The organism is Methylomonas sp. DH-1, from assembly GCF_046097555.1.
Taxonomy (GTDB): domain Bacteria; phylum Pseudomonadota; class Gammaproteobacteria; order Methylococcales; family Methylomonadaceae; genus Methylomonas; species Methylomonas koyamae.
Genome location: NZ_CP143089.1, coordinates 1350121 through 1375381 on the forward strand (window position 1 = coordinate 1350121; position 25261 = coordinate 1375381).

The 25261-nt window shown below is 60.7% G+C and carries 18 protein-coding genes; 12 read left to right on the forward strand and 6 right to left on the reverse strand.

What is annotated here, in order from left to right:
* Positions 1 to 3 precede the first annotated feature (3 nt).
* Both VXJ35_RS06575 and dctA read right to left on the reverse strand, forming a co-directional pair.
* The gene (locus tag VXJ35_RS06575; RefSeq protein ID WP_231914861.1) at positions 4 to 3810 is read right to left on the reverse strand and encodes a response regulator; all 3807 of its coding nucleotides are present in this window, start codon (positions 3808 to 3810) and stop codon (positions 4 to 6) included.
* A 258-nt stretch (positions 3811 to 4068) separates the two neighbouring features.
* On the reverse strand, positions 4069 to 5358 hold the full coding sequence (dctA, locus tag VXJ35_RS06580; protein ID WP_064020957.1) for a C4-dicarboxylate transporter DctA: 1290 nt from the start codon (positions 5356 to 5358) through the stop codon (positions 4069 to 4071).
* Between the two features lie 109 nt (positions 5359 to 5467).
* On the opposite strand from dctA, the gene VXJ35_RS06585 reads away from it, so the two are divergent.
* The gene (locus tag VXJ35_RS06585) at positions 5468 to 6037 is read left to right on the forward strand and encodes a hypothetical protein (protein ID WP_064020958.1); all 570 of its coding nucleotides are present in this window, start codon (positions 5468 to 5470) and stop codon (positions 6035 to 6037) included.
* A 2-nt stretch (positions 6038 to 6039) separates the two neighbouring features.
* On the opposite strand, the gene VXJ35_RS06590 is transcribed toward VXJ35_RS06585, so the two are convergent.
* A complete protein-coding gene (locus VXJ35_RS06590) occupies positions 6040 to 7380 on the reverse strand; it encodes a peptide MFS transporter (RefSeq protein WP_064020959.1) in 1341 nt (446 codons plus the stop codon).
* Positions 7381 to 7682: 302 nt separating this feature from the next.
* On the opposite strand from VXJ35_RS06590, the gene VXJ35_RS06595 reads away from it, so the two are divergent.
* From VXJ35_RS06595 to VXJ35_RS06635, 9 genes are all read left to right on the forward strand, one after another.
* A complete protein-coding gene (locus VXJ35_RS06595) occupies positions 7683 to 8165 on the forward strand; it encodes an MSMEG_0572/Sll0783 family nitrogen starvation response protein (protein WP_064020960.1) in 483 nt (160 codons plus the stop codon).
* A gap of 115 nt (positions 8166 to 8280) precedes the next feature.
* Positions 8281 to 9288 (forward strand): Nit6803 family nitrilase, encoded by a 1008-nt coding sequence (locus VXJ35_RS06600; protein ID WP_064020961.1) that lies wholly within the window; start codon positions 8281 to 8283, stop codon positions 9286 to 9288.
* On the forward strand, positions 9266 to 10378 hold the full coding sequence (locus tag VXJ35_RS06605; RefSeq protein ID WP_197495991.1) for an MSMEG_0568 family radical SAM protein: 1113 nt from the start codon (positions 9266 to 9268) through the stop codon (positions 10376 to 10378). The genes VXJ35_RS06600 and VXJ35_RS06605 overlap by 23 nt, the downstream gene beginning before the upstream one ends.
* A gap of 1 nt (position 10379) precedes the next feature.
* On the forward strand, positions 10380 to 10922 hold the full coding sequence (locus VXJ35_RS06610) for an MSMEG_0567/Sll0786 family nitrogen starvation N-acetyltransferase (RefSeq protein ID WP_064020962.1): 543 nt from the start codon (positions 10380 to 10382) through the stop codon (positions 10920 to 10922).
* A complete protein-coding gene (locus VXJ35_RS06615; RefSeq protein ID WP_064020963.1) occupies positions 10919 to 12016 on the forward strand; it encodes a sll0787 family AIR synthase-like protein in 1098 nt (365 codons plus the stop codon). The genes VXJ35_RS06610 and VXJ35_RS06615 overlap by 4 nt, the downstream gene beginning before the upstream one ends.
* Positions 12013 to 13188 carry an MSMEG_0565 family glycosyltransferase gene (locus VXJ35_RS06620; RefSeq protein ID WP_064020964.1) on the forward strand — a complete coding sequence of 392 codons (1176 nt, stop codon included), beginning with the start codon at positions 12013 to 12015 and terminating at the stop codon, positions 13186 to 13188. Before VXJ35_RS06615 ends, VXJ35_RS06620 begins: the two co-directional genes overlap by 4 nt.
* Complete coding sequence (locus VXJ35_RS06625) at positions 13181 to 13468, forward strand: MSMEG_0570 family nitrogen starvation response protein (protein WP_054763104.1); 288 nt, start codon at positions 13181 to 13183, stop codon at positions 13466 to 13468. The genes VXJ35_RS06620 and VXJ35_RS06625 overlap by 8 nt, the downstream gene beginning before the upstream one ends.
* A 160-nt stretch (positions 13469 to 13628) precedes the next feature.
* Positions 13629 to 14894, forward strand: coding sequence for an MSMEG_0569 family flavin-dependent oxidoreductase (locus VXJ35_RS06630; protein ID WP_064020965.1), 1266 nt, complete (start codon positions 13629 to 13631; stop codon positions 14892 to 14894).
* Positions 14895 to 15016: 122 nt separating this feature from the next.
* A complete protein-coding gene (locus VXJ35_RS06635; RefSeq protein WP_064020966.1) occupies positions 15017 to 16447 on the forward strand; it encodes a PLP-dependent aminotransferase family protein in 1431 nt (476 codons plus the stop codon).
* A gap of 256 nt (positions 16448 to 16703) precedes the next feature.
* Here VXJ35_RS06635 and VXJ35_RS06640 read toward each other — a convergent pair whose 3' ends face one another.
* Complete coding sequence (locus VXJ35_RS06640; protein ID WP_064020967.1) at positions 16704 to 18059, reverse strand: hypothetical protein; 1356 nt, start codon at positions 18057 to 18059, stop codon at positions 16704 to 16706.
* Positions 18056 to 20569 carry a DUF2339 domain-containing protein gene (locus tag VXJ35_RS06645; protein WP_064020968.1) on the reverse strand — a complete coding sequence of 838 codons (2514 nt, stop codon included), beginning with the start codon at positions 20567 to 20569 and terminating at the stop codon, positions 18056 to 18058. The genes VXJ35_RS06640 and VXJ35_RS06645 overlap by 4 nt, the downstream gene beginning before the upstream one ends.
* Before the next feature lie 227 nt (positions 20570 to 20796).
* On the opposite strand from VXJ35_RS06645, the gene VXJ35_RS06650 reads away from it, so the two are divergent.
* Together VXJ35_RS06650 and VXJ35_RS06655 are read left to right on the forward strand one after the other, a co-directional pair.
* The gene (locus VXJ35_RS06650) at positions 20797 to 22404 is read left to right on the forward strand and encodes a methyl-accepting chemotaxis protein (RefSeq protein ID WP_054763340.1); all 1608 of its coding nucleotides are present in this window, start codon (positions 20797 to 20799) and stop codon (positions 22402 to 22404) included.
* Positions 22405 to 22640: 236 nt separating this feature from the next.
* Entirely contained in the window at positions 22641 to 24059 is a 1419-nt protein-coding gene (locus VXJ35_RS06655; protein ID WP_064020969.1) for an esterase-like activity of phytase family protein, read from the forward strand.
* A gap of 198 nt (positions 24060 to 24257) precedes the next feature.
* Here the strand turns inward: VXJ35_RS06655 and VXJ35_RS06660 are convergent, their stop codons facing one another.
* Positions 24258 to 25130 (reverse strand): WYL domain-containing protein, encoded by an 873-nt coding sequence (locus VXJ35_RS06660; RefSeq protein ID WP_064020970.1) that lies wholly within the window; start codon positions 25128 to 25130, stop codon positions 24258 to 24260.
* Positions 25131 to 25261: the final 131 nt, after the last annotated feature.

Below are 25261 nucleotides of genomic sequence, written 5' to 3' on the forward strand. Positions count from 1 at the left end.
GGATCAATCGCTGTCGTCCGCGGCGCCGGCGCCATGCAGTCGAGCCAGCAACCGGCGGATATAGATCTCGGCGCCGCGAAAATCGAAGTTATCCACCCGCTCCCGGATCGCGGCCAGTTCCTCGGCGGGCAATTCCCGCGCCAATGCCTGTAGCCAAGGTTCGGCCAGTTGCGGATCGTCTCGGTCCAGCGCTTGCAACACATTGCGTAGCAGCCGGGCGCTGCCGGCGCTGTCGGCAACGGCAATGCAGGAGGCGCCGGGCGTAGCGGCCTCGTCCGAGACCAGCCTGGCGATTGCCGCAGCGCCGCGCTGCAAAGCCATCCGCAAGCGTTGCAGCCAGTCCTCGGTTGCGCGGCGTTCGTACAATGCCAGTTCCAGATTTTCGGCCGCTTCCCAAATTGCGATCAGAGCCAGATTGGCGGCAGACCCTCTCAGCTTATGGGTCATCGCGCGCGCGGTTTCGGCGTCGCCGGCCGCAAGGGCTGCGGCTATACCATCGCCGTCGCCGGCATGGTTGGCGACGAATTTTTCCAGGTATTTTTTGTACACGCCGAGATCCTTCCATATCCGCAAGCCTTTTTGCAGGTCGATTACCGGTACCGAATAAGCGGGCGGGGTTTCCGCATCGGCGGCAGCCGCAGACGGCGGTTGCGGCGACGCGGCGTACTGGCGCAGGTAGGCGATCAATTTATCGACGTCGAACGGTTTGGCGATGAAGCCGTTCATGCCGGCCGCCAGCGAGGCGTCCTGCTGGGTTTTGAAGGCACCGGCCGTCAGCGCGATGACCGGTAGATCGGTCAAACCCAGCTCTTGGCGAATGCGGCGGGTGGCTTCGTGGCCGTCCATTTCCGGCATCTGCACGTCCATCAATACCACGTCGGCTCGGCCCGGATTGGCCTTCAGCCAAGCCAATGCGGCCGCGCCGTCGTCGGCCAGAAACACTTCGGCGGCTTCCGATTCCAAGATCCGCTTCGCCATGTCGCGGTTGATTTCGCTGTCGTCGACCACCAATATCCGCAACTGCTCGAGCTGGCCCTTGCCGGCCGCGGCGGCGGGCCGCGAGCCGAGTGAGCCCTGCAGGTGGCGCCTGGCTTCGCTGATCGCGTTGTACAAGGCCGATGCGGTGACCGGTTTGTTCAGAATCGCATCCGCTAGTTCCGCGCCCGCTTCGTGGCTCAAAACTTCGCGGTCGTGCGCGGTGGCCATCACAATCAGCGGCGCTTCCGGCACGGTGCCGAGTAACTGCTTGATTTCTTTGCCGGCCTGCAAACCGTCCAGGCCGGGCATGCGCCAGTCCAGCAGCAGAATGTCCGGCAGTTTGCCGTGGCTGGCGACGCGGCTGCGGATGCGTTGTATTGCCTCTTCGCCGGATGCGACCACTTCCGGGTTCCAGCCCAGGCTGCGCACCGTTGCCGCCAGCATGTCCCGCGCCAGCGGGTGGTCGTCGGCAATCAGCACGTTTTGAAAGGTCAGCGCCGGATGCACGTAATCCTGCGGCTCGACCGGCGTCACCGGAATCTCGAACCAAAATTCGCTGCCTTTGTCCGGCTCGCTGACCACACCGATTTCGCCGCCCATCATTTGCACCAGGCAGCGGCAGATCGACAAGCCCAGCCCGGTGCCGCCGAAACGGCGCGTGGTCGAGCTGTCTTCCTGGGAGAAAGCGGAGAAGATTTCGGCTTGCTTATCCGCGGCAATACCCTTGCCGGTGTCGGCGACGCTGAAACGCAGGCCCGGTTTGCCGTCGACGCTGCAGCGGGCGACAGCCAGCGCGACACTGCCGTGCGCGGTGAATTTCAGCGCGTTGCCGGTCAGGTTGACCAGTACCTGTTCCAGCCGCAACGCGTCGCCGAGTAGGAACTCGACGCCTTCCGGTGCCGGGCCCATGATGAATTCCACGTCTTCGTTGGCGCCAACCGACGACATCAAGGTCGCAACATTATCCAGCACGTCGTTGAGCCGGAACGGGGCGCGTTCGATTTCCAGGCGGCCGGATTCGATTTTGGAAAAATCGAGAATGTCGTTAATTATCCCCATCAGCGACCGGCCGGCTACGCGGATTTTTTTGACCAAGCCCAGTTCGTCGGCACCCAGCGGCGCTTTTTCCAGCAAATAGGCGATGCCGAGAATCGCGTTCATCGGCGTGCGGATCTCATGGCTCATGTTGGCCAGAAAGTTGCCTTTGACGTGGGCCAGACGTTCCGCTTCGCGCTGGGCGGCCTGCAATTCGGCGGTACGTTCGGCGACGCGTTGCTCCAACGTCTCGTTCATGCGCAGGATTTCGTCCTGGCTACGTTTGCGCTCCGAGATGTCGACGATGGTGGCCAGTACGAAAAATTGTTTGTTGTCCCAGAACGGACTCAGGCCGATCTCCAGGGCAAACCGGTTGCCGTCCTTGCGGGTGCCGTACAAATCGCGGCCGGCCCCCATCGACCGGCTGGAGGGCTGTTGCAGGTATTGGGCGCGTTTCAGGGCGTGGCCGGCGCGGTCGGCGTCGGGCAGCAGCACTTCGACCGGCTGGCCGCGCAGTTCGGCCAAACGGTAGCCGAACATCGCCTCGAAAGCCGGGTTGCCCATCGTGATCCGGCCCTCGCCGTCGACCACCAGCAAGCCGTTGGTGTTGGCTTCGAACAGCATGCGGAAGCCGGCCTGTGCCTCGTGCAACCGCAGCGCCGCATCGGCTTCGCTACGCGCCAAAGCCGCTTCCTTTTCGGCGAGCGTCTGGGCGGATTTGGCCCGGACCAGCCGGCCGACGCCGAGGCCGAACAGCAGTAGCAGTACCAGCGCGCCGGCGATTTTGGCCGGCCATACCTGTTGTTCCAGTTCGGCCAAACGGCTTTCCGGTATTTGGGTGACGACCTTCCAGCGGATGTTGTGGGCCAGCGGCGTGTCGCCGTCCGGGACCGGCGATACCGAGGTCCAGGTCCACAAGCCGTCGCCGAGCCGGGCCTGGCCGCGGCTCTGTCGGGACACGGCGGCCCAGGCTGCGGGGTTACGGCTGGCCAACGTCGAATCGCGCTGGAACATGAAGCCCCATTCGTCGGCCGGGTCGGGGCTTTTCAACCAGTAACCTTCGGCGTTGAGCAGCATCAGCCGCTCGGCGACCGGGCCGGAACTGGCGACGAAGGCCTGCAACATCGAGCGGGCGGCGAGGTTGATCATCAAAATGCCCGCCGGGCTGCCGTCGGCGCGAAACACATGGGTGGCGACCCGCAGCGTCGGCTTGTAGGGAAACTCGATCCGGTCGCGGTCCATGTTCAGGTCCAGCGGCGAAATATAGACCGCGCCCCGGTTGAGCCGCAGCGTTTCCTGGAAGAAGTAGCGCTGCTGCTTGTTTTGCAGTTCGTGCTGCGGAACCAAGTTGGGATGGCCGTCGATATTGTTGACCCGAACTTGCTCGCGGCCCGATTCGTCCAGCCAGCGGACTTTGTCGTAACTGGGATTGCGCGCCATCAGCGACAGGAAGGCCTCCACCATGGGCTGGAAATCGCCGTTTTCGCCGGCCTCGTAGACTTGGCGCACCGGCCGTTCGCTGGCCAGGCTCAGCAAATGCCGAATCGGCACGGCCAACTCCTGGTCCAGCCGGCCCTGGCTTAGGTCGACGTAGGTGCGTTCCTCGGCCATTAACGTCGCCAATTCGCTGTGCAGGCGCGCCTCGCCCAGCGTCCAGGCACCCGCCACGATCAGCACGGTAACCGGCAGAAACAACAGTAGAAAATCTTTCAAGCTGCCGCGTTGCCTATTGCTTTTGGGGAAAGCGAACGCTTTGTTTGCAGCCAGCGACGCATGCTCCATATTCTGCTCACTCACTAGTCGGTTCGGAGGGCGGCGGCCGCGGCGCCGAAAAGGCGCCAGCCGGCCGCTGCGGTCGGGATTGCCTGAACCCGGCCGGTCGATGTTCCGGATCGGTGCCGGGCCGCTTGGGTCGCTGTACTTTATACACTAGAGTCGGTGCCGATGAAAACACCAGGAAATTTGGCTGAATTAAGCTAATGGGCTTAGTTGCGCTTGGCCGAATTTAAGCCAATGCGGTACGGTCAGCACTTTTCGGAATCCGACAAAGTAGAATCAGTGGCGGCCGCCGCCGACTGCGGCGTTCAATTCCGTCCGCAACTTATCCCGGTCCAACTCGCGTTCCGAATGGGAGATGACGATGGTCGCCACTGCATTGCCGACCAAATTGGTCAGGGCGCGGGCTTCGGACATGAAGCGGTCGATGCCGAGTATTAACGACAACGCTGCGACCGGCACCGCCGGCACCACGCTCAAGGTCGCCGCTAGCGTGATAAAGCCGGCGCCGCTGACGCCGGACGCGCCTTTGCTGGTCAGCATCGCCACCAGCAACAGGCTCAGTTGCTGGCCGAGTGGCAGCTCGATATTGAGAGCTTGGGCCATGAACAATGCCGCCATCGTCAGATAAATATTGGTGCCGTCCAGGTTGAACGAATAACCCGACGGCACCACCAGGCCGACCACCGAACGCGAACAGCCCAGCCTTTCCAGTTTCTGCATCAGCGGCAGCAACGCCGATTCGGACGACGAGGTGCCGAGCACTATCAGCAGTTCCGCCCGCAGATAGTTCAGCAATTTAACCAGGTTGAATCCGGTCAGCGCGGCAATGCCGCCCAATACCAGGCCGACGAACAGGATGCAGCTCAGATAGAAGCAGCCCATCAGCGCCGCCAGCGGTTTCAGCGCGGCGAGGCCGTATTTGCCGACCGTGAACGCCATCGCCGCGCCGGCACCCAGCGGTGCCAGTTTCATCACCAGATTCAGCATCGCGAAAAACAACTGCGCGCTTTCCTCTACGAAGCGGTGTACCGAGCGGCCGGCGTCGCCCAGCCGCTGCAAGGCGAAACCGAACAGCACCGACACCAGCAAGACCTGCAGCAAATCGCCGGAACCGGTGAAGGCGTCGGTGAAGGTTTTCGGGATGACGTGCAACACAAAATCGGCCACGCGTTGCTCGGAAGCTTGTCTGACGAAACCGGCCACCGCTTGCGGGTCCAGCGTCGCCGGATCGGCATTGAAACCGGCGCCGGGTTTCAGCAGATTGGCGACCAGCAGCCCCAGGCCGAGGGCAAAGGTCGAGACCGTTTCGAAATACAACAAGGCCTTGATCCCGACCCGGCCGGTTTTTTTCATGTCTTCGGCACCGGCGATGCCGAGCACGATGGTGCAGAAAATCACCGGCGCGATCAGCATTTTCACTAACGCGATAAAAGCGTCGCCCATCGGTTTGAGCAGCACGGCGTGTCCGGCGTCCAACGCGCCGAACAGGGCGCCGCAAACGATGGCGGCCAATACGGCAAGATACAGGCGCGGCGCAGGCAGGGCAGGATGCGGTAATTGAGTCATCGGCAGAATGATTGGCGGCGTTTCCGGTTGATCCGGTTATTATGCTACGGCATTGCGGACGGGGCGTCTGCACGGAATTGGCCGCCACCGGCCAGGGGAGACTGAGCATATGAGCGGATTCGGCCCGAAACGGCTTGTCGGCATTTTGTTACTGGGTTTGGCCGGTTGCGCCGATATGGCCGTGATCGACGGGACCCTGGTGTTCAAGGGCGGCGATTGGGCCTGCGTCGGCAGCGTCGAGGCGCCGGCAGCCGGACTGGAGCCGATTGACGATGTCAAATTGGTCGAGATTGCCCGCGGTGCGCCTGGAGAAGGCAAACTGTGCACCGGCAAGGCCTATCTGGTGCAGCAAGCGTTGACGGTATACCGGGTTTGGGACAGCAGCCGGCGGGGCAGCGAGTTCGGTAGCTGGTGGTCGTTTTCGCCGCCGGCCGCCGGCCTCGACGCCTACCGCGAGGCCGAAGCGATTTGTCCGGAATGGAGCGCGCCGGACCGGCTCAGCGTCTGCAAGATCAAGCCCGGAGCCCGCATCGCGGTCGGGCCGGGGCAAAGCGCACAATGCGCCGACGGTTCCAGTTACCCGCCTGCCGCCGCAAACCAGGTCTATATTCCTAACGATGCCGGCAAAGGCAATATTTTTGTCGAAAACTGCGCGCCGGCCGTGCCCTGGCCGCAGTGAGTTCAAACCGGCCCCAAGGCCTTGCGCAGTAGCGGTTTCACCGCCAGTATCGCCAGACCGGTGCCGATGCCCAAGCCGGACAACAGTAGAAAAAACGCCGGTCTGGGCATGGTCTGGTAAAAACTGCCGATGTAACCCGACAGCAAGTTGCCGAAGAACGACGACAGAAACCAAATTCCCATCAAAAGCCCGATCAGGCGGGGTGGCGCGATTTTGCTGACCAGCGACAAACCGACCGGCGATAGGTACAGCTCGCCCAGCGTGTAGACCAGCGTGCACAAGGCCAGCCAGAGGAAACTGATTTTGCCGGGTTGGCCGGTAGCACCGACCGCGAAAATCAGTACGAAAAACGAAGCGCCCAACAACATCGCACCCAAGGCCATTTTGCCGATGCTGGACGCCTGGCGGCCGCGCGCGTTTTGCCGGCGGGCGTGGGCGTCGATCAGCGGCGCCAGCATAAAAATAAACGCCGGATTCAAGGACTGGAACCAGGTGGACGGCATTTCCCAGCCGAACAGGTGCCAATCGGTCTCGTGTTCGGCAAATAGTTGCAGCGTGTTACCCTGCTGCTCGTAAACGGCCCAGAACATCACGTTCAGCAGCGCGATAGTGCCGAGTGCGGCGATGGCTCGGTAATCCTTGGCGGACAACGCTCCGGCCTGGCCAACCCGCGGCAGCGTCTGCTCGGCCGCCGGTAAATAACCCCGGCCCCAGTTGTAAACCAGCAAGCCCAACAGCATGCCGACGCCGGCGGCGGCGAAGCCGTAATGCCAGCCGTAGCGCTGGCCCAGCGTGCCGCATACCAGCGGCGAAAAAAATGCGCCGAGATTGACGCCCATGTAAAAAATGGTGAAAGCGCCGTCGCGGCGCGGATCGCCGGGCGGATACAAGTCGCCGACCTGGCCGGAAATATTGGGTTTGAAGCAGCCGTTACCGACGATCAAAAACAACAGCGCCGGCAGAAACCAGGCTTCGCCGGCCATCAAAAAATGGCCGATTGCCATCAGGCTGCCGCCCAACAGCACGGCGCGGCGCCGGCCCAGCACCCGGTCGGCCAACAGGCCGCCGAACAGCGGCGTCAGGTAGACCAAGCCGGTATACAGGCCGTAAATCTGCGACGCTAACGCTTGCTGGCTAAGCGGGCCGAAAACCGCTTGCAAAACTCGCTTCAGCAGCGGCAGGCCGAACACCGGCCGGCCGTTATCCGCCGCCTTTAGCAGGTGCTCGGTCATGTACAGCACCAACAGCGCGCGCATGCCGTAATAGGAAAAGCGTTCCCACATCTCGGTGAAAAACAGCACGAACAGGCCGGCCGGATGGCCGAAAAAGCGTTTTTGCGTCATGGTCGACAAAGTGAATCCGGTCCGGCCATCATCGCACAAACCGTGCAGCCAGGGCCGGCCGGGTTGTTTCGAACGCGATCGGCCCGGGCAAAATTCAAACGTAACAGTTAGACGCGTTTTGGCACCATACAGATCCGTTTCAGGCGCATCTGTACCGAAAAATTATACGACTGACTGAATCTGTTCCGCTTTTATACGCGTCAGTAAAGTATCTCCCGTCGATCGAACACTGGATTGACAGCCATTGTTGCTCCCGGCGCCGCTCTCCGGCGCCGGTTTTTTTAGATCATCAGGAGATTTACATGCCAGCAGTTACCGCGCCAGCCCATCAAAAAGGCGATTTTTTTGTCGATTTCGAAGAAAAAGTCTTCGAAGACGTCAAAGCCGAGCCCGGCCAAAAAGCCTTGGTCAAATTCCACACCGTCGCCTTCGAGGGCTCGATAGGCTTCGTCAACTTGTTGCAAGCCACCCGCCTGCAACGCAAGGGCTTCGAAACCTCGATCATATTGTACGGCCCAGGCGTGACGCTAGGTCTGCAACGCGGCTTTCCGCGCCTGGGCGACGAGTCATTTCCGGGCCACCAAAACTACGCCAACCAGATCGCCAAATTCATCGAGGAAGGCGGCAAGGTCTACGCCTGCCGCTTTGCGTTGCAAGCCTTGTACGGCCACGGCGAACCTAGCCTGTTGCCGGGCATCCGTCCGATCAGCCCACTAGACGTGTTAGACATCGCGTTGCTGCATCAGCGCGACAACGCCTTCATCCTGGATACCTGGACTTTATAAACCGTCAATTTTCCAGCCGTAGGGTACGCATTGCGTACCTTTTTGCGCCTTCCAACGGTAACGCTGCGGAAGGTACGCGGTGCGTACCCTACGCACTGCCACAGGAGAACTCATTGTGACCCATCCCAACATCGTCAGAGCGGCGGCGGTACAGATCGCGCCGGTGTTCGAATCCGCCACCGCCACCGGCGACAAGGTTTGCCAGGCCATCAGCGACGCCGCCGCCAAAGGTGCGCAAATCGTGGTGTTCCCGGAAACCTTCGTGCCCTATTACCCCTACTTTTCCTTCGTGCTGCCGCCGGTAGCCCAGGGACGCGAACACTTGAAGCTATACGATTTAGCGCCGACGGTTCCGGGCCCGGTCACCGACACGGTCGCGGCGCAAGCTAAGGCTCATGGCGTGGTCGTGGTGTTGGGTATCAACGAACGCGACCATGGCAGTATCTACAACACCCAATTGATTTTCGACGAAACCGGCCGTCTGGCGTTGAAACGCCGCAAGATCACCCCGACCTACCACGAACGCATGATTTGGGGTCAGGGCGACGCCGCCGGCTTGAAGGTCGTCGAAACCGGCATCGGCCGCATCGGCGCACTGGCCTGCTGGGAGCATTACAACCCGCTGGCCCGCTATGCGTTGATGGCCCAGCACGAACAAATCCATTGCAGCCAGTTTCCGGGATCGCTGGTAGGTCCGATTTTCGCCGAGCAAATCGAAGTGACGATACGCCACCACGCCTTGGAATCCGGCTGCTTTGTGGTCAACGCCACCGGCTGGTTGACCGACGAGCAAATCGATTCGGTCACCAGCGACCCCTGTTTGCAGAAAGCCCTGCGCGGCGGTTGCTGCACGGCGATTATCTCGCCGGAAGGCCGGCACGTCGTCGAACCCTTGCGCGAAGGCGAAGGCATGCTGATTGCCGATTTGGATATGAATTTGATCACCAAACGTAAACGGATGATGGATTCGGTCGGCCATTACGCCCGCCCGGAACTTCTGAGTTTACGCATAGACGACCGGCCGGCCGTGCCGATGTTCAACGATGCGGCGGCCAGTCCGTCCTGCCTTGTCTGCCCCACCATCCCAACAGGAGAACGCGATGAGTCGATTAGCCTTGGCTGAGGCCGGAACAGCGGCTTTGCTGCTCGATCTGCAATCCTTAGGATTACGCCTGGAAGACAGCGAAGTTGGCGTCACAGGCCGGCGCGGCGGGGCCGGACCTTCCGACCACAAGGCCGTCAATTTCGCTGGGCGAACGGTGATGATCCCGATCGCCACCGCCTCGGCCTGCGACTCGCCCTTCGTCGCCAGCCGCCCCGACCAATACGGCATCAGCGTGATCCGCCGTGACGGCATTGAGGTCAGCCACATCGAATTTCCGCGTCAGCCGCGCTTTTACGAACTGAAAACCGAGGACGGTATAGCTTATTCGCAAATCGCCACGCTGCATTCGTCCGACGTGTTGGCCACCACGCTGCTGCAATCCTGCATCCGTTACGGCAACCGCAAAACTTCCTGCCAGTTCTGCGCCATAGGCCAATCGCTGGTAGCCGGCAACACCATTTTGCGCAAGACGCCGGAACAACTGGCCGAGGTCGCCAAGGCCGCCGTCGAGCTGGACGGCGTCAAGCACATGGTGATGACCACCGGCACGCCGAATCTGACCGACCGCGGCGCTGCATTGTTGTGCGAAAGCGCCCAGGCCGTCAAAGCCGCCGTCGACCTGCCGATTCAAGGCCAATGCGAGCCGCCGGATGACGACCTCTGGTTCCAGCGCATGAAAGCCTGCGGCATCGATAGTTTGGGCATGCATTTGGAAGCGGTGACCCCCGCCGTGCGCGAACGCATCATGCCCGGCAAGGCCGGCGTACCGCTAGCGCGTTACATGGACGCCTTCGACGCCGCGGTGAAAGTATTCGGCCGCGGCCAGGTCAGCACCTACATCCTGGCGGGCCTAGGTGATACGGCGGAGGCGATCCTGGACGTTTCGCAACACTTGATAGCCAAAGGCGTTTACCCCTTCGTCGTACCCTTCGTGCCGATTACCGGTACGCCGCTGGAAAACCATCCGGCGCCGACACCGGCCTTCATGGCGCAAATCCTGCCGCCCTTGGGCGCCATGCTCAAACAAGCCCGGCTGTTATCCCAAGACATCAAGGCCGGCTGCGCTAAATGCGGCGCCTGCTCGGCGCTGGCTAGCTACGAGGTGTGAGATGTGGAGTGACGACTTTAAACCCTATTTCGCCAACGAATACCTGATCAAGTTCGTCACCCAGGACTGGGAGCGCCAGCAGATGCTGGCCTTGCGCCAAGCCGTGTTCTGCGAGGAGCAAGGTATCTTCGCCGGCGACGACCTGGACGACATCGACGCCGTCGCCACGCCCATCGTTGCCATCGCCTGCCTGGCCGGCATGCCGGATCGGGTGGTCGGCACCGTGCGCATCCACCAGGAAAAGCCCGGCGTCTGGTGGGGCTCGCGCTTGGCGGTCGATCAAGACTACCGCAAGCAAGGCAGCCTCGGCGCGGCCTTGATCAAGCTGGCGGTGACCAGCGCCCACGCCCAGGGCTGCAACACCTTTTTAGCGCAGGTGCAAGCCCGCAACCAATTGCTGTTCCGGCGCCTGCATTGGCGAACCTTGAAGGAAATCGAAAGGCATGGCCGGCCGCATTATCTGATGCAGGCCGATCTGGGTTGGTATCCGCCCTATGCCGACGGCGCCATCGGTTTCGTCGCCACATCTAGGATCGCGGCATGAGTTCATTGGCTGAATTGACGCTCGGCATCCGCCAAGGCTTGGGGCTGGCGCATAAGCGCGACATCGCCGAGGTGATGGGAAGACTCTATGGTTCCCACGCTCCGCGTGGGAACCCAGCCCCGGACGCTCCAGCGTCCCGAACCGCAGAGCGGTTCAGTCTGCATTCCCACGCGCAGCGTGGGAACGATGTACCCGTCGGCGACGACTGCGCGGCGATAGCCGACGGCGACGGCTTCCTGCTGCTGGCAACCGAAGGCTATTTGAACGACTTCGTCGCCACCCAGCCCTGGTTTGCCGGCTACTGCGGGGTGATGGTCAACGTCAGCGACATTTACGCGATGGGCGGCCGGCCAATCGCCGTGGTCGATGCAATTTGGAGCGACGGTCAAGCCCAAGCCAAACCTATCTTGGAAGGCATGGCAACCGCCTCACAGGTTTACGGCGTGCCTGTGGTCGGCGGCCATAGCAATCTAAGAAACGACCGCCCGCAATTATCGGTGGCGATTCTGGGCCGCGCCAAGAAATTGCTTAGCAGTTTCGCCGCCAAACCTGGCCAACAACTGCTGGCGGCCATCGATTTGCGCGGCCAGTTCCGCGAACCCTATTTGTGGTGGGACGCCAGCACCGGCGCGCCGCCGGAACGTCTGCGCCAAGACTTGGAAATCCTGCCGACCCTGGCCGAAACCGGCTTGTGCGCTGCCGCCAAGGACATCAGCAATGCCGGCATCGTCGGCACCATATTAATGCTGTTGGAATGCTCAGGCTTAGGCGGCAGCATCGACATTGAGGCGATACCTCGCCCGGCAGGCATAGACCTGGAACGCTGGCTGCGTTGTTTTCCAAGCTACGGCTTCGTGCTCAGCGTCGACAGCGAGAACAGCATGGCGGTGATTGAACGCTTCAGCCAACGTGGCATCGCTTGTGCAGCGATAGGCACCACAGACACCAGCCGTCAAATGCGACTCGCCAGTGGCGATGAACAACAACCTCTGTGGGATTTAAATCAACAGCCCTTGACCGGCTGCGGCCCAATCATAACTGAAAGCCCCTCTCCGTCAGGGAGAGGGGCTGGAGTGAGGGAGATAACCCTATGACAACACTCAAAATCGCCATGCTGACCCATTCCGTCAATCCGCGCGGCGGCGTGGTCCATGCCCTGCAACTGGCCGAAGCCCTACATGACCTGGGCCACGAAGTGACCTTGATTGCCCCCGCCGAAGCCGGCAAAGACTTCTTCCGTCCGGTGCGCTGCAAAACCGTGCTGATACCGCTAATGGGCTTGGTTGGCGATTGGGTTGCCACCGTCGGCCAACGCATCCAGGCCTATGTCGATTATTTCGCCCACAGCAGCCAGGAAGACTACGACATTTACCATGCCCAGGACGCGATCAGCGGTTGTGCGCTGGTGGAGTTGAAGCAAGCCGGCATGATCCGGACGTTCATTCGCACCGTGCATCACTTGGACCGCTTCGACGACGACCGGCTCAACCGATGGCAAACCGCGTCGTTTCTCGCCGCCGATTATGTGCTGTGCGTCAGCCGGCTCTGGCAAGTCAGTTTACTCCAGGACTACGGCGTCGCCGCGCAATTGATCAACAACGGCGTCGATATCGACCGTTTCAACCCCAAAATGGGCCGCAACGACGAAGCCTTGCGCCATTTGCTGGGCCTGAACCGCGTCGGTCCGGTGTTTCTGGCGGTCGGCGGCGTGGAGCGGCGTAAGAACACGCTGAGGATTTTTCAGGCTTTTAGGCAAGTGCTCAGGCACCGCCCGGACGCGCAATTGGTGATTGCCGGCGGCGCCAGCCTGCTCGACCACAACGACTATCGTCACCGGTTCGCTGCCGAACGGGCCGCCAGTAGCATCGCAGACGGCCCCGGCCAGGCACTGCTGGTCACCGGCCCGTTGCCCGACCCGGATCTGCCGGCTTTGTACCGATTGGCCGACGCGCTGGTATTTCCGTCGCTGACCGAGGGCTTCGGCTTGGTGGTTTTGGAAGCCATCGCCTCCGGCACGCCGGTCGTGGTTTCGGATCGGCCGCCGTTTACCGGCTATCTACGGCGGGACGACGGTGTCTGGTGCGACCCGGAACGGATCGACTCGATCGCCGGTGCGATGCTGGCCGCCGCCGAAAACTTTCCCCGGTCGCGCCTGTCCGCCATCGCCAAGCGATTGGCCGCCGAGTATTCCTGGCAGCGTTCGGCACACACCCATTCAAACCATTACCGTTCGTTACTCGCAACCCAAGGAAACGCCCATGCCTGAAATGCATTTCAAAATCCGCTGGCCCGATAGCAGCGAAAGCCTGTGCTATTCGCCGTCGCTGGTGATCAAGGACTATTTTCAACCCGGCCGGAGTTATGCGTTGGACGACTTTGTCGGCCGTAGCCGAGAGGCCCTGAACATCGCTAGCGAGCGGGTGCGGCACAAGTACGGCTACGCCTGTTCCGGTGCGTTGGATCAGTTAGCGCAAATCGAAGCCGACGCGATGCGGTTTTGGGAACAGCAAACGCCGACCGTCACCGTAATCGAATTTATCGAATAAATCCTGGGCCTAACGCGATGCGCTTGAGGCTTATCAACCCGTCCCGTTTTATCAGCGGCATTCCGTTCGGGCTGAGCCGGTCGAAGATCGGGTAAAAACGCCATTCAACGAGCCCGGTTTCGATTGGGCATAAAAACAACCACCAGAAACAGAGGAAGCCATGAAAGAAAAACGCGAAAACACCCGCCTGCATTACGCAACGATTGTCGTCGGTGGCGGCCAAGCCGGTTTGTCGGTCAGTTATTACCTGCAAAAACATGGCATCAACCACGTCGTCTTCGAGAAAAACCGCATCGGCCATTCTTGGAGCCACGACCGTTGGGACAGCTTTTGCCTGGTTACGCCCAACTGGCAATGCCGTTTGCCGGACTTTCCGTACCAGGGCGACGATCCGCAAGGTTTCATGCTGAAACACGAAATCGTCGAATACGTCGAAGCCTTCGCCAAAAAAGTGAATCCGCCGATCATGGAAGGTGTGTCGGTGAATCGGGTGTGGCGGGGCAAAAATGGCGTGCTGCATGTCGTTACCAGCAACGGCGAGTTTACGGCGGACCACGTGGTAGTCGCGACCGGCGGTTACGACATACCCATCGTGCCCGATTACGCCCATAGCTTGCCCAAACACATTACCCAACTGCACTCGGTCGATTATCGCAACCCGGATCAATTGCCCGATGGCGAAGTGCTGGTGGTCGGCTCCGGCCAATCCGGCGTCCAATTGATGGAAGACCTGCATCTGGCCGGCCGCAAGGTGCATCTGGCCGTCGGCAGTGCGCCGCGCTCGCCGCGCATGTATCGCGGCCGCGAAACCACCGAATGGCTGTACGACTTAGGCTTCTACGATCTGACGATAGCCAAGCATCCGTTGGGCGATGCCGCCAAGCACAAGACCAACCATTATCTGACCGGCCGCGGCGGCGGCCACGAAATCGATCTGCGCAAATTCGCACTGGAAGGCGTCAAACTCTACGGCAGCATGGCCAATATCAGCGGCAGCAAATTGGAGTTTTTACCGGATCTGACCAAAAACCTGGACGATGCCGACGAGGTCTATGTCAGCATCCGCAACGACATCGACCGCTACATTGCCGCCCACAATATCGACGCCCCAGTCGAGCCGCCGTTCCGTAAAGTCTGGCAGCCTGAATTCGATCCGACAGCCATCGACGCCGACCAGCAAAACATCACCAGCATCGTCTGGGCGATCGGCTTCAGACCGAATTACCGCTGGATAGAATTGCCGGCCTTCGATGGCCGCGGTTTTCCGCAATTCGATCGCGGCATCTCCAACGTCGACGGCCTGTATTTTATCGGCTTGCCTTGGCTGCATACCTGGGGTTCGGGACGATTTTTGGGCATAGCCGATGACGCGCAGTATCTGGCGGGGATAATCGAAGGCCGGTTGGCGGTCAAGGATATGGCATAAGGCGCCAAGCATTTGGCCGCTGTTTGGCTGACGATTCAATTCGGAGCTGGCCTGGGTCAAAATGACGTTACCCGACCTAACCACGGCCAGGTAACAATTGGCGGATTAATTTGGACCGGCGCATGAAACATTTATACGAAACCGTCGCGGAAACGGTGATTGCCCATATCGAACAAGGCGTCTACAACCCCGGTGAAAAGCTGCCCGGCGTCAGAAAGCTGAGCCGGCAATTGCATGTCAGTATCGCTACCGCGCTGGAAGCCTATCGTTTGCTGGAAGACGCCGGCCGCATCCAGGCCCGGCCCAGATCGGGCTACTATGTCAGCGGTTTTCGCCCGCAAGCGATGGTGGAACCGGAAATGTCCGATGCGCCGGTCGTGCCGGCCAAGGTCACCGGGCAATCGCTGACTCGGCAAATCCTGCGCGCGGCCAAGGACCCGTATCAGATCAATCTGGGCTCGTCGGTGCCGCATGCCGATTTCTTGCCGGCGCACGCCTTGCTGCAAGCGACCGGTAAGGTGTCGCGCAGTTATGGTAAGCGTTGTTTCGATGCCGACGAATTGCTCGGCAATCAGGAATTGCGTCGGCAAATCGCCAAGCGCATGGTGGAACTGCAGTGTGCAGATAGCCCGGAAGATATCGTCGTCACCCATGGCGCTCGCGAGGCAGTGCGATTGGCCCTAATGGCCGTCTGCGAGCCCGGCGACCTGATAGCGATCGAATCTCCGACTTTTTACGGGCTGTTGCAGGTCATCGAGTCTTGCGGCATGGAAGCGCTGGAGATTCCCACGCATCCCCGCGACGGTTTGTCGTTGGATGCGCTACAAATGGCTATCGAACAATGGCCGATCAAAGCCTGTTTGATCGTCTCCAATTACAATAACCCGCTGGGTTCGTGCATGAGCGACGAGCGCAAGCAGGCCTTGGTGGAATTGCTGGAGCGGCATGAAATTCCGCTGATCGAAGACGATGTCTACGGCGACCTGGGATTTGGCCTGCGCCGGCCGGCGGTGTGTAAGGCCTGGAGCCGGCAAGGTCAGGTGCTATATTGCAATTCCTTCGCTAAGACCTTATCGCCCGGCTTGCGCGTTGGCTGGTTGGTGCCTGGTCGCTATATGGCGCGGGTGGAAAATCTGAAATATATGAAACACCAGGCCGTGCCGACGCTGAACCAGTTGATCGTCGCGCATATGTTGGAGCAGGGCGGTTACGACCGTTACCTGCGCCATGTGCGCCAGGAATACGCCCGCAATATCGCCCTGACGGTCAAGGCCGTCAGCCAGTATTTTCCGGAAGGCACCCGCGTCACCCAGCCCGAAGGCGGCTTTGCCCTATGGGTGGAGTTGCCGAACGGCGTCGATGCCATGGAGTTGCACCGTCGTGCCAGTCGGGAAAACGTCATTATCGCGCCCGGCCCGTTGTTCTCCGCTACGCAACGGAAGTACGGCAATTTCATTCGCTTGAGTTGCGCGGTGCCCTGGAACGACCGATTGGAGAACGCGTTGAGCAGGCTCGGTTCCATGGTAGCGGATGTGGTTGCGGGCAGACTCTAGAACTATTAGCCCAGCCATCAAATACCGTTCGCCCTGAGCATCGTTATACACAAGTGCCGTCATGCCCGCAGGACGCGGGCATCCAGTGCCACGGATGGTCGCCTCAAGCTATCCGTGCAGCTTGGATTCCGGCAATCCCTGCCGGAATGACGGGTATTAAACAGAGATGTGTATAACGCTGAGAGCGCGCCTTGGGGCGAACGGCTTAACCAAGCGCCATCGGCAGGCGAGCGGTCGGCATTGCCAGGGTTGATGGTCAATCGAAATCGCCGATGCGTTTGCCGATTTTGAACAAACTCCAGGCCAGTACCAGCGCGACCGCCGCGATTGCCAGGCCCAGAAACCAGCGGCTGTTGACCAGTTCCGCCCAGTCGAATTCCGGCTCGGGCTGAGCCAGCGCCACTTCTTCGCCCAATTCGGCATCGCTGCTCCGGTAGCCGCGGCGCAGCAGTTCCTGGATCGGAGCGACGTCGTAGCGCGGAGCTTCGGCTTTATCGGCGCCGTACAGCAGTTGGTAGCTGCGGCCGGCTTGGGCCAGAAACAACAGGCGGTAACCGGGGCCGATGCCGGCCACGGTGTTGATGTGCAACGGCGGGTTGTCTTCGTTATAGATCACGAGTCGGTAGTGCTCCCGGCGTTGCTCGGCAAATTCGATTTCGGTTTGGTCGCGGTCGAAGCCTTGAAAATGCAGGGCCTGCAAATCAGCCTGGCCTAGGGTGCGGGTACGGTTTTCCAGGCCCTGGCTGTCGCTGACCTGCACCTCGGCGCGGCGGCTGAAATTGGGCGTGTAGCTTTGCACGCTGAAACCGGTCAACGGTTGGCGTTTGCTGTCGATCTCGATCAGACTGGCCTTCAACTCGGCGTCCTGGACGATCTTGAACGCAACCGGATAGTCGAAGCGCTGCGCTTCGTCGGCCACGGTATCCGTGACGTTTTGCCAGAACTCGATGCGGTCGATATGCATGGGTTCGCTGCGTAATGCCACGCTTTCGCTGCGTTGCTGTTCGGTGCCGTTTTGCAGGGTACGGGTCAGTTCGGTCAGGCCGCTGCTTTGGGTCTGGCTGGCCTGGGCCACGACGATTTTGAATTGGCGGTAAGCGTTGGCCGGCAGTTCGATAGCGTTGTTGCCGATCCGGGCGTAGCGCGAATAGTCGAAAATCCGGGCGTTATCCGCCAACGCTTGCCAGGTTTTGCCGTCCGCCGAACCGAAAATCTGCAGTAGGTATTCGTAGTCGCGCTGTGCCGTGACGATGGTCAGGCCGTCGGCATTGGCGGCGGTTTTATCCAGCGTGGCGACCAGTTCGATGCCGTTTTCGCCGGACCGGTTCAGGCTGGCAATTTTGCCGGTGCTGGGAACGCGCCGAACCACAGTCTTTTGCTCGGCAATTTTTTGCAATAAATACGGGGTTTCGATGCCGTCTTGGTCGATCAGACGCAGGTCGCGGAAGTCGGCGGCGCTGGCGGCATAGACCGCGCTATCCAACTTGACGGCGAGCAGAGCTTGGTCTGGCCCGGCGCCGGCCACGCTGCGGCTGAAACGCTGCGGTGGCGTTGAGTCGGCCGCGGCGGCGGTCAGCGCCAGACAGAACAGCAAAACGAATTTGGCGATCATGGCGATTTCTCTGCGGTATCGTTGCCGATAAAGTTTTGTTGGTAACGCATGTAAAAAAACGCGCCGCCCAGCGCCAGCATGCCCAGCACGATAAAGGCGACGATCCGGTAGATTTGCTCGAGCCGGGCCAGATCGACGAAAAACACCTTCCAGGCCACCAGCGCGAACAGGCCCAAGCCGACCAAACGCAAGGCCGGTATCCGGCGCTTGATGCCGTTGAACACCAGCGCCAGCGCGAATATCGACCATAAAATCGTCACGCCGCCGGAGCGCAAACCGGGCACATATTGATACAAAATCGAGTTAATCTCCAGACTCGAAAAGGTAAACAGCAAGGCCAGCGCCGACCCGCCCAGCCATTGCCGCAGCCGGCCGGTATCGGCTGCGCCGGCCGCCAGCCGGTTCAGCGCAAACAGCAGGAAGGCGATAATCGCGGCAAAATCGAATAGGCGCATCAATGCCGATTCGAAGCGGTAGGCGCCGGCGTATCGCAGCGTGAATAAATCGTCGCCGCCGCCGATGGCGCCCAGCGCCAGATCCCAGGACGGCAAATCGAAAAACACCAATTTGACGGCAACGCCCACTAAAAACCATTGCAAAGCCGTCAGCAGCCACGCGCCGGAGCCGGCCAGGAAGCGTTGCAGCAGCAACCAGCACAGCGCCAGCCAGACCAGGCTCAGCATCGGCAATTGCAACGGCGGGTACAGGTAGGCGAAGCTGCGGTACAGCTCCAGTTGCAGCGCGACGAACAGCAAGCCGGCGCCGGCGACGGCAATGGCCTGCAGCAGCCAGCGATCCTTGATCCACAACGGCGTATCGGTTTCCGGGGTGCAGGCCAGCGCCGAGGCCGCGGCCGGCTGTTCGATCAAGCGGTAAGCCAGTGCCAGCGATGCGATCGGGATGCCGAAACCGGCCAGGCGCTGCAGCAGGCCGAACAGGAAACCGCCCAGGCTGGCGCCGTAGTCGCTGGCGGCGGCGTATTGGCCGGGCAGATCGACAAAACAGAAGCGGACGATCACCAGCAAATACAGCAAATAGGCGGCTTGGCGCAGAAACGCGCTGTTGACCTTGCCGGCCATCCATGCCATCGCCAGCGCTTGCAGCGACCAACTGGCGGTCAGCCACGGGGCCGACAGCAACAGCGGCAGCGTCACGCTCAGGAAAAACGCCGCCAGACCGATGAAGCTGACCAGCAACTCGCGGTCGGCAATTTTTCGCGCTAGGCAGTAATAAGCGTGGCCGACGTAAAACGCCGCCAGTGCGACGGCCAACAGCGCGGTCCAGATTTGGCCGTAAGCCTCGTCGATCAATTGGTAAGCCGTGGCGAAGAATATCGCGGCGTTGGCCAGCAGTGCGATCAAATCCAGCAGGGTCGATTTGCTGCGGTTAACCAGGCAAAACAGGAATACCATCGTCGAATACAGCACGAAAAACCCAACCAGGAACGGCAACACCTGCCAGAAATACTCGGTCTGATATTTCTGCATCGCCCCGAAAAACAGCAGGTAGTTGCAGACAAAACTCAAAAAATTCAAAAGATGCCAGTGTTTGTAGCCGTTGATCGCCAGCAGACCGCCGCCGAGCAGCAGCATATAGCTGAACAGGCCGACGAAATTGACCTGGCCGGTGGATAGCAGCAACGGCGTGCAATAGCCGCCGACGATGGCGAAGAGCGCCACCAGCATCGAGTTCAAACGTACCGCCAGGAAGGCCGCGCTGGCGGTGACCAGCACCATCAAGGCGAAGGTCGGATACACGCCGAGCAAATGGTAGAAGGCAAAGGCGGCAAACACGCCGAAATACAACACGGCGATGCCGCCGCCCAGCAAGCCCTGGCCGAACAAATGGTATTGGCCGCCGACCAGCCTGACGCCTCCGGCCACCATGCCGACCCCGGCCAGCAAGGTCAACGCCACCCGGGCCTGCTCGCCGATCAGACCGTTGTCGATAGAATATTTCAAAAAGAAGCCGATGCCGGTGACCAGGATCAACACGCCGATCCGCAGCAGCCAATTGCTGGCTACCGCGTATTCCATCGCCGCACCTTCCGGCCGGTGGCCTTCGCCGACGATGATCCAGTTCCAGATTTCTTTCAGGATTTTCTGCGCGGCCAGTTCGAACCGGCTCGGTTCGGCTGGCTGCCAGTCTGCGGTTTGCCAGGGATCGGCAGCGGGCTGCTCGACCCGGATTGCCGGTGCGGCGGGGGCCGAAACCGGTTCCGCCATTTCGCTTACCGCAACGGGCGCTGGTTCCGGGGGCGGTGGCGGTTCCGCGGCCGTTTCCGCCGCGGCCGGGGCTTGTTCGGCAGCGACGGCCGCTTGTGGCGGCTGCGCGTTCAGCCGTTCCAGCAAACCTTGTTGTGCCCGCAAACGGCGCTCGATGTTTGCCAGCGCGGCGGCAACTTCCTCGCGCGCCTGCCTTTGCCGCGACAGCAACATGCTCAGCATCACGATCAGGGCGATCGGCAAGGCCAGCAGTAAAACGGCGATAAATCCCCAAAAATCGTCCACGGCAACGCTCCCGGAATTCCAAAATCTCGACAGCCGGCAGCATAGCGGCTCGCCGAGCGGAATGCGAATAAAGATGTGTGGCGGGCACGCTTTTGGCGCCGGCTTGGGCTATGCTTGTCAGTGTAAGATTACAGGCCTTCGGCGCGGGGTGCGCATTCAGTTTTCCCGGCCGAGGCCGATAACGAAATCGGATGTCCCTTTAAATTCAGCACAGCCGCCGATATTCCATGACTAACCATTCCACGATCCAATCCAAAATTCTGCTCAGCATCGCCAGCGTATTTTTGCTGCTGATGTTCGTCAGCACGCTGTTTATGGCCGACCGGCAGAAAGACATGGTCGCCAGCCTGGCGACCGGCAAGGCGCAAGATACTGCCAACAGTTATTTCGACGGCCTGAACACCTTGATGCTGACCGGAGCCATGGGCCAAAGCGATGTGCTGCGCGACAAAGCCCGCGCCCATGCCGATATCACCGAGGTGCGTCTGGTGCGCGGCAAAGCGATTGGCGACGCCTACGGTCCGGGTAAGGCGGATCAGCGGCCGCTCGACGATCTGGACCAGCGCGCGCTGGCCGGCGAACGCATCACCCACTACGGCGAAAACAACGCCGGCCGCTTGATCACGGTAGTGGAACCGATCAAGGCCAGCGCCGATTTTCGCGGTACCAACTGCCTGACCTGCCATGCGGTGCCGGAAGGTACCGTGGTCGGTGCGGTGCGGGTGTCGTATTCGTTGGCCAATCTGGATGCGCAAATCAATAGCCATCTGGTCACGGCGTCATTGATATCGCTGGCGATGTTCGCCGCCGGCCTGCTGCTGGTCAACGTGTTGATGCGCAAAGTCGTCGTCAATCCGTTGGTGGCGATGCGCGACGCGGTCAACGCCATCGCCGGCCAGTCCGATTTGCGCAAGCGCCTGGTTGTCGCATCCGGCGACGAAATCGGTCAAGTCAGCGAATCGTTCAATTCGATGCTGGCCAACTTCGCCGACAGTTTGGAGCAAGTCTCGGCCGTCAGCCAACAGCTAGCCGCGGCCAGCGGCCGCATTTCCGACGTCGCCCGCCAAACCGCGCAGGCCGCCAGCCAGCAACGTAACGAGACCGAATCGGTGATTCGGGCGATTCACGAGCTGGAATCCTCGGTGCGCGACGTGCGCAGCGGCGCTAACGGCGCCGCGGACGCTTCGGTGGAAGCCGACCAGCACGCGGCCCAAGGTGCGGCAACCACTAAAAACGCAATCGACGGCATTTACGAATTGGTCAACGAAATCGAACGGGCCAGCGAGGTGATCAAACGATTGGACCAACGCAGCAAAGGCGTCGGCGCGGTGCTGGACGTGATCAAAGGCTTGGCCGAGCAGACCAATCTGCTGGCCTTGAACGCGGCAATCGAAGCCGCCCGCGCCGGCGAGCAGGGCAGGGGCTTTGCCGTGGTCGCCGATGAGGTGCGCACCTTGGCCACCCGTTCCCACCAAGCCACCGAAGAAATCCATAGCATCATCGAGCAACTGCAGCACGAGGCCAAGGATGCGGTGGAGGTGATGAGCAAGGCCAAAATCAGCGCCGAGCAACGCCGCGAACAGGTGCAAAGCGCCGACCAGGGCCTGAGTACCATCGCCGAACGGGTTACCCAAATCCGCCGTTTGAACTCGAAAATGTCGGAAGCGGCCGACACCCAGAGCCGGATGGCGCAGCACGTCGGCCAAAGCGTCGGCAATATCGGCCAACTGACCGAACGCACCTCGCGCGATGCCGAACAAACCAACGCCGCGATCGGCGAATTGGTGAAGCTGGCCGGGCAGTTGAACCAGTTAGTCGGCCAATTCAAAAGGTAGGCAAGCGCCGATTCGATCCTGCGGGATGAACGGTAACTGTCTGCTTCCGTTCATCCGTAGCCGGCCTCAATAGCGGCGGCTGCTTGTTTTGCAACGCGGCGTCGCGCGCCTGCCCGCCGAAAGCTTTTCCAGAACAGGCGTGTGCCGTTTCGCCGCGCCGTGTCACGCCAATGTCACAAACGCCGGATAAAGTTGAGAATCCGATCACAAGATTTTCAATCAATCAGGATGTTGTTATGCGTTTTACACTCACTTTGCTGATGGCCGGTTTGCTGCTGGCCGACACCGTTTCCGCCGCACCGACCTTCGTCAACGGCTTGGCAATTCCCGGCGCCACTCCCGACCAGTTCGGCAGCAGCGTCAACGACGGCCGCGTCGGTTTCTTTTCCGATATTTATTACGACACCAACCGCAACGAGTGGTGGGGCCTGTCCGACCGCGGTCCGGGCGGCGGCAGCTTGAACTATGAAACCCGGGTGCAGCGTTTTACCTTGGACATCAATCCGGTATCCGGCGCGATCTCGAATTTCCAGATTGCACAGACGTTGAAATTCACCAAAAACGGTTCCGCGTTGAATGGCCTGGCGCCCAATCCGACCAGCGCGTTGGGCAACGCTTTCGATCCGGAAGGCATCGTCGTCAATCCCAAAAACGGCAATTTGCTGGTGTCGGACGAATACGGCCCGTCTTTGTACGAAATCGACCGTAACAGCGGCGCCGTGGTCAAAACCTACACCACGCCGGCCAATCTGATTCCGCGCAATGCCGCCAGCGGCGTCGCCAATTACGCCGCCGATAGCGGAAACGACGCCGGCAAGCGCACCAACCGCGGTTTCGAAGGCTTAGCCATCAGCCCGGACGGCAAGTATGCGTTTGCGATTTTACAAAGCGCGATGTTGGACGAAGGCGCCGGCAATGGCTCGGTCAACCGCATCGTCAAATTCGATACCGCCACCGGCGAGGCCGTGGCGCAATACGCCTACCAGATGAAACGCTCCGGCCAGGGCCAGGGCGTGTCGGCGCTGGTGGCGTTGAACGACCACGAGTTTTTGGTGTTGGAACGCAACAACCGCGGCGTCGGCGTCGGCGCCGAGCTGGCGACCGCCGACAAGGAAGTCTATAAAATCGATCTGACCGGCGCCACCGACGTGTCGGGCATCGATCTGGATGCGGCCGGCGCCGCCTATACCAAGGTGGCCAAATCCGCCCAATTCCTGGACCTGGATGCCAATACGCTGGCCGAACTGGGCAACAAGTCGCCGGAAAAATGGGAAGGTCTGGCCATCGGCCCGAAACTGGCCGACGGCAGTTATTTGCTGTTAGCCGGCACCGATAACGATTACAGCGTCACCCAGAATGCCGGCGGTACCCAATTCGACGTCTATTTCCGTTTCAGCGACGCCGACCCTTACGCCAGCTCGATCCAATGTCCGCTGGGCCAAACCGACGCCTGCGTCTGGACCGCAAACGGCACCGGCGCGACGCTGAGCGGCGATTACAAACTGCTGCCCGGCGTGCTGCATGCCTATAAAGTATCCGCCGCCGACTTGGGCAATTACGCGGCCCCGGTACCGGTCCCGGCTGCGGTCTGGTTGTTCGGCACTGGCGCGTTGGGCATGTTGCGCCTGACCGCCAAACGCAAGCTCGCCGCATAAAGGCTGCAAACCGGGCCTTGCGCGCCGCCGGCAAAACGCGCGGCCGCAAGGCTTAACCGGTCGGTTAGGCTAGAGGCAAGGCAGATTTGCCAACAAACTATTCCACAGCCTACCCGTCTGTAGAAAGGTCACCGCCACTGCCAATCTCGTTAAGTTAAGGATGGTAGGAGCAGGCCTTACCCCAGCCGCATTACCGTATCAACCGAATTCGATGTAAGGCTCCAGTTCGGCTCGGTTTAACAGGACGATTTGCTGTGCCATGGCGTCGCGCCGCAAATCGTCGGCGCCGATTCTCGACGCCAGCAAAAAATACGGCAGCAACGCCGCTCTGACCTGAACCGCATGGCAGCCGTCGACCATGCCGTAATCGCGCTCTACCGCCGGTTTCTGCGCATCGTTCAAGCCGGGATGCGGGCCTATCTTGACGGTCAACAGCCGTTCCCACCGGCTGTCCGGCGGAATCGGCGTATCCGGTTTGCCGGCTGCCGCCGCGGAGTGAATCCGCGCCAACACAAAATCGCGGTATTCGCCGTGCGTCAAACTGTAGGCCCGCATGTGCCAGCGCATGCCGTCGAATACCAGCGTTTTCGGCTGCACCAGACGCCGGGCCGGTTCCGGCGTGGACATCGATTGGTAACCGATCTCCAGCAACGAACCGAAACGCGCGGCCTGCAATACCGGCTTCAAGACGGCGATATCGACCAGCCGTGCCGGTGGATTGACCGTCTCGACCGCCGGCAGGTTGCCGACCAGCGCCAGCAGCGGCGGCGGCGAATTCCGGCTAGCCTGCAATACCTGCAAACATTCCTGCGGTTGGCCGCTAATCAACAACGGCAGGAATTGCTCGGTAATCAGGTAGCGCTTCAACGACAGGTCGTAGCGCAAATTGCCGGGGCGTAACGACAGATACAAGCCGATGTCCTTGGTGGCCTGAACCCGGCTGATGGCAAAAGTTTGGGTCAAAAAACCGGTCACCAGCTCCCCGGTCCAAAACACGGTTGCTTCCAGAAAGGTTAAACGCTGGCGGACATCCCACTTCAGAGAGGTTATAACGGCTTCGGCGTCGCTCATGAAAAATATGCTAAAAATAATTGCATGTAAAGTTTGTTTCAGGTTAAAGTCTACTCCGAACCGTCCGCCGCTGCAGGGTTTAATTGCCGGTTTTGGCGGCGGAACTTAACTGAAAGACTAACGTTGAGGTA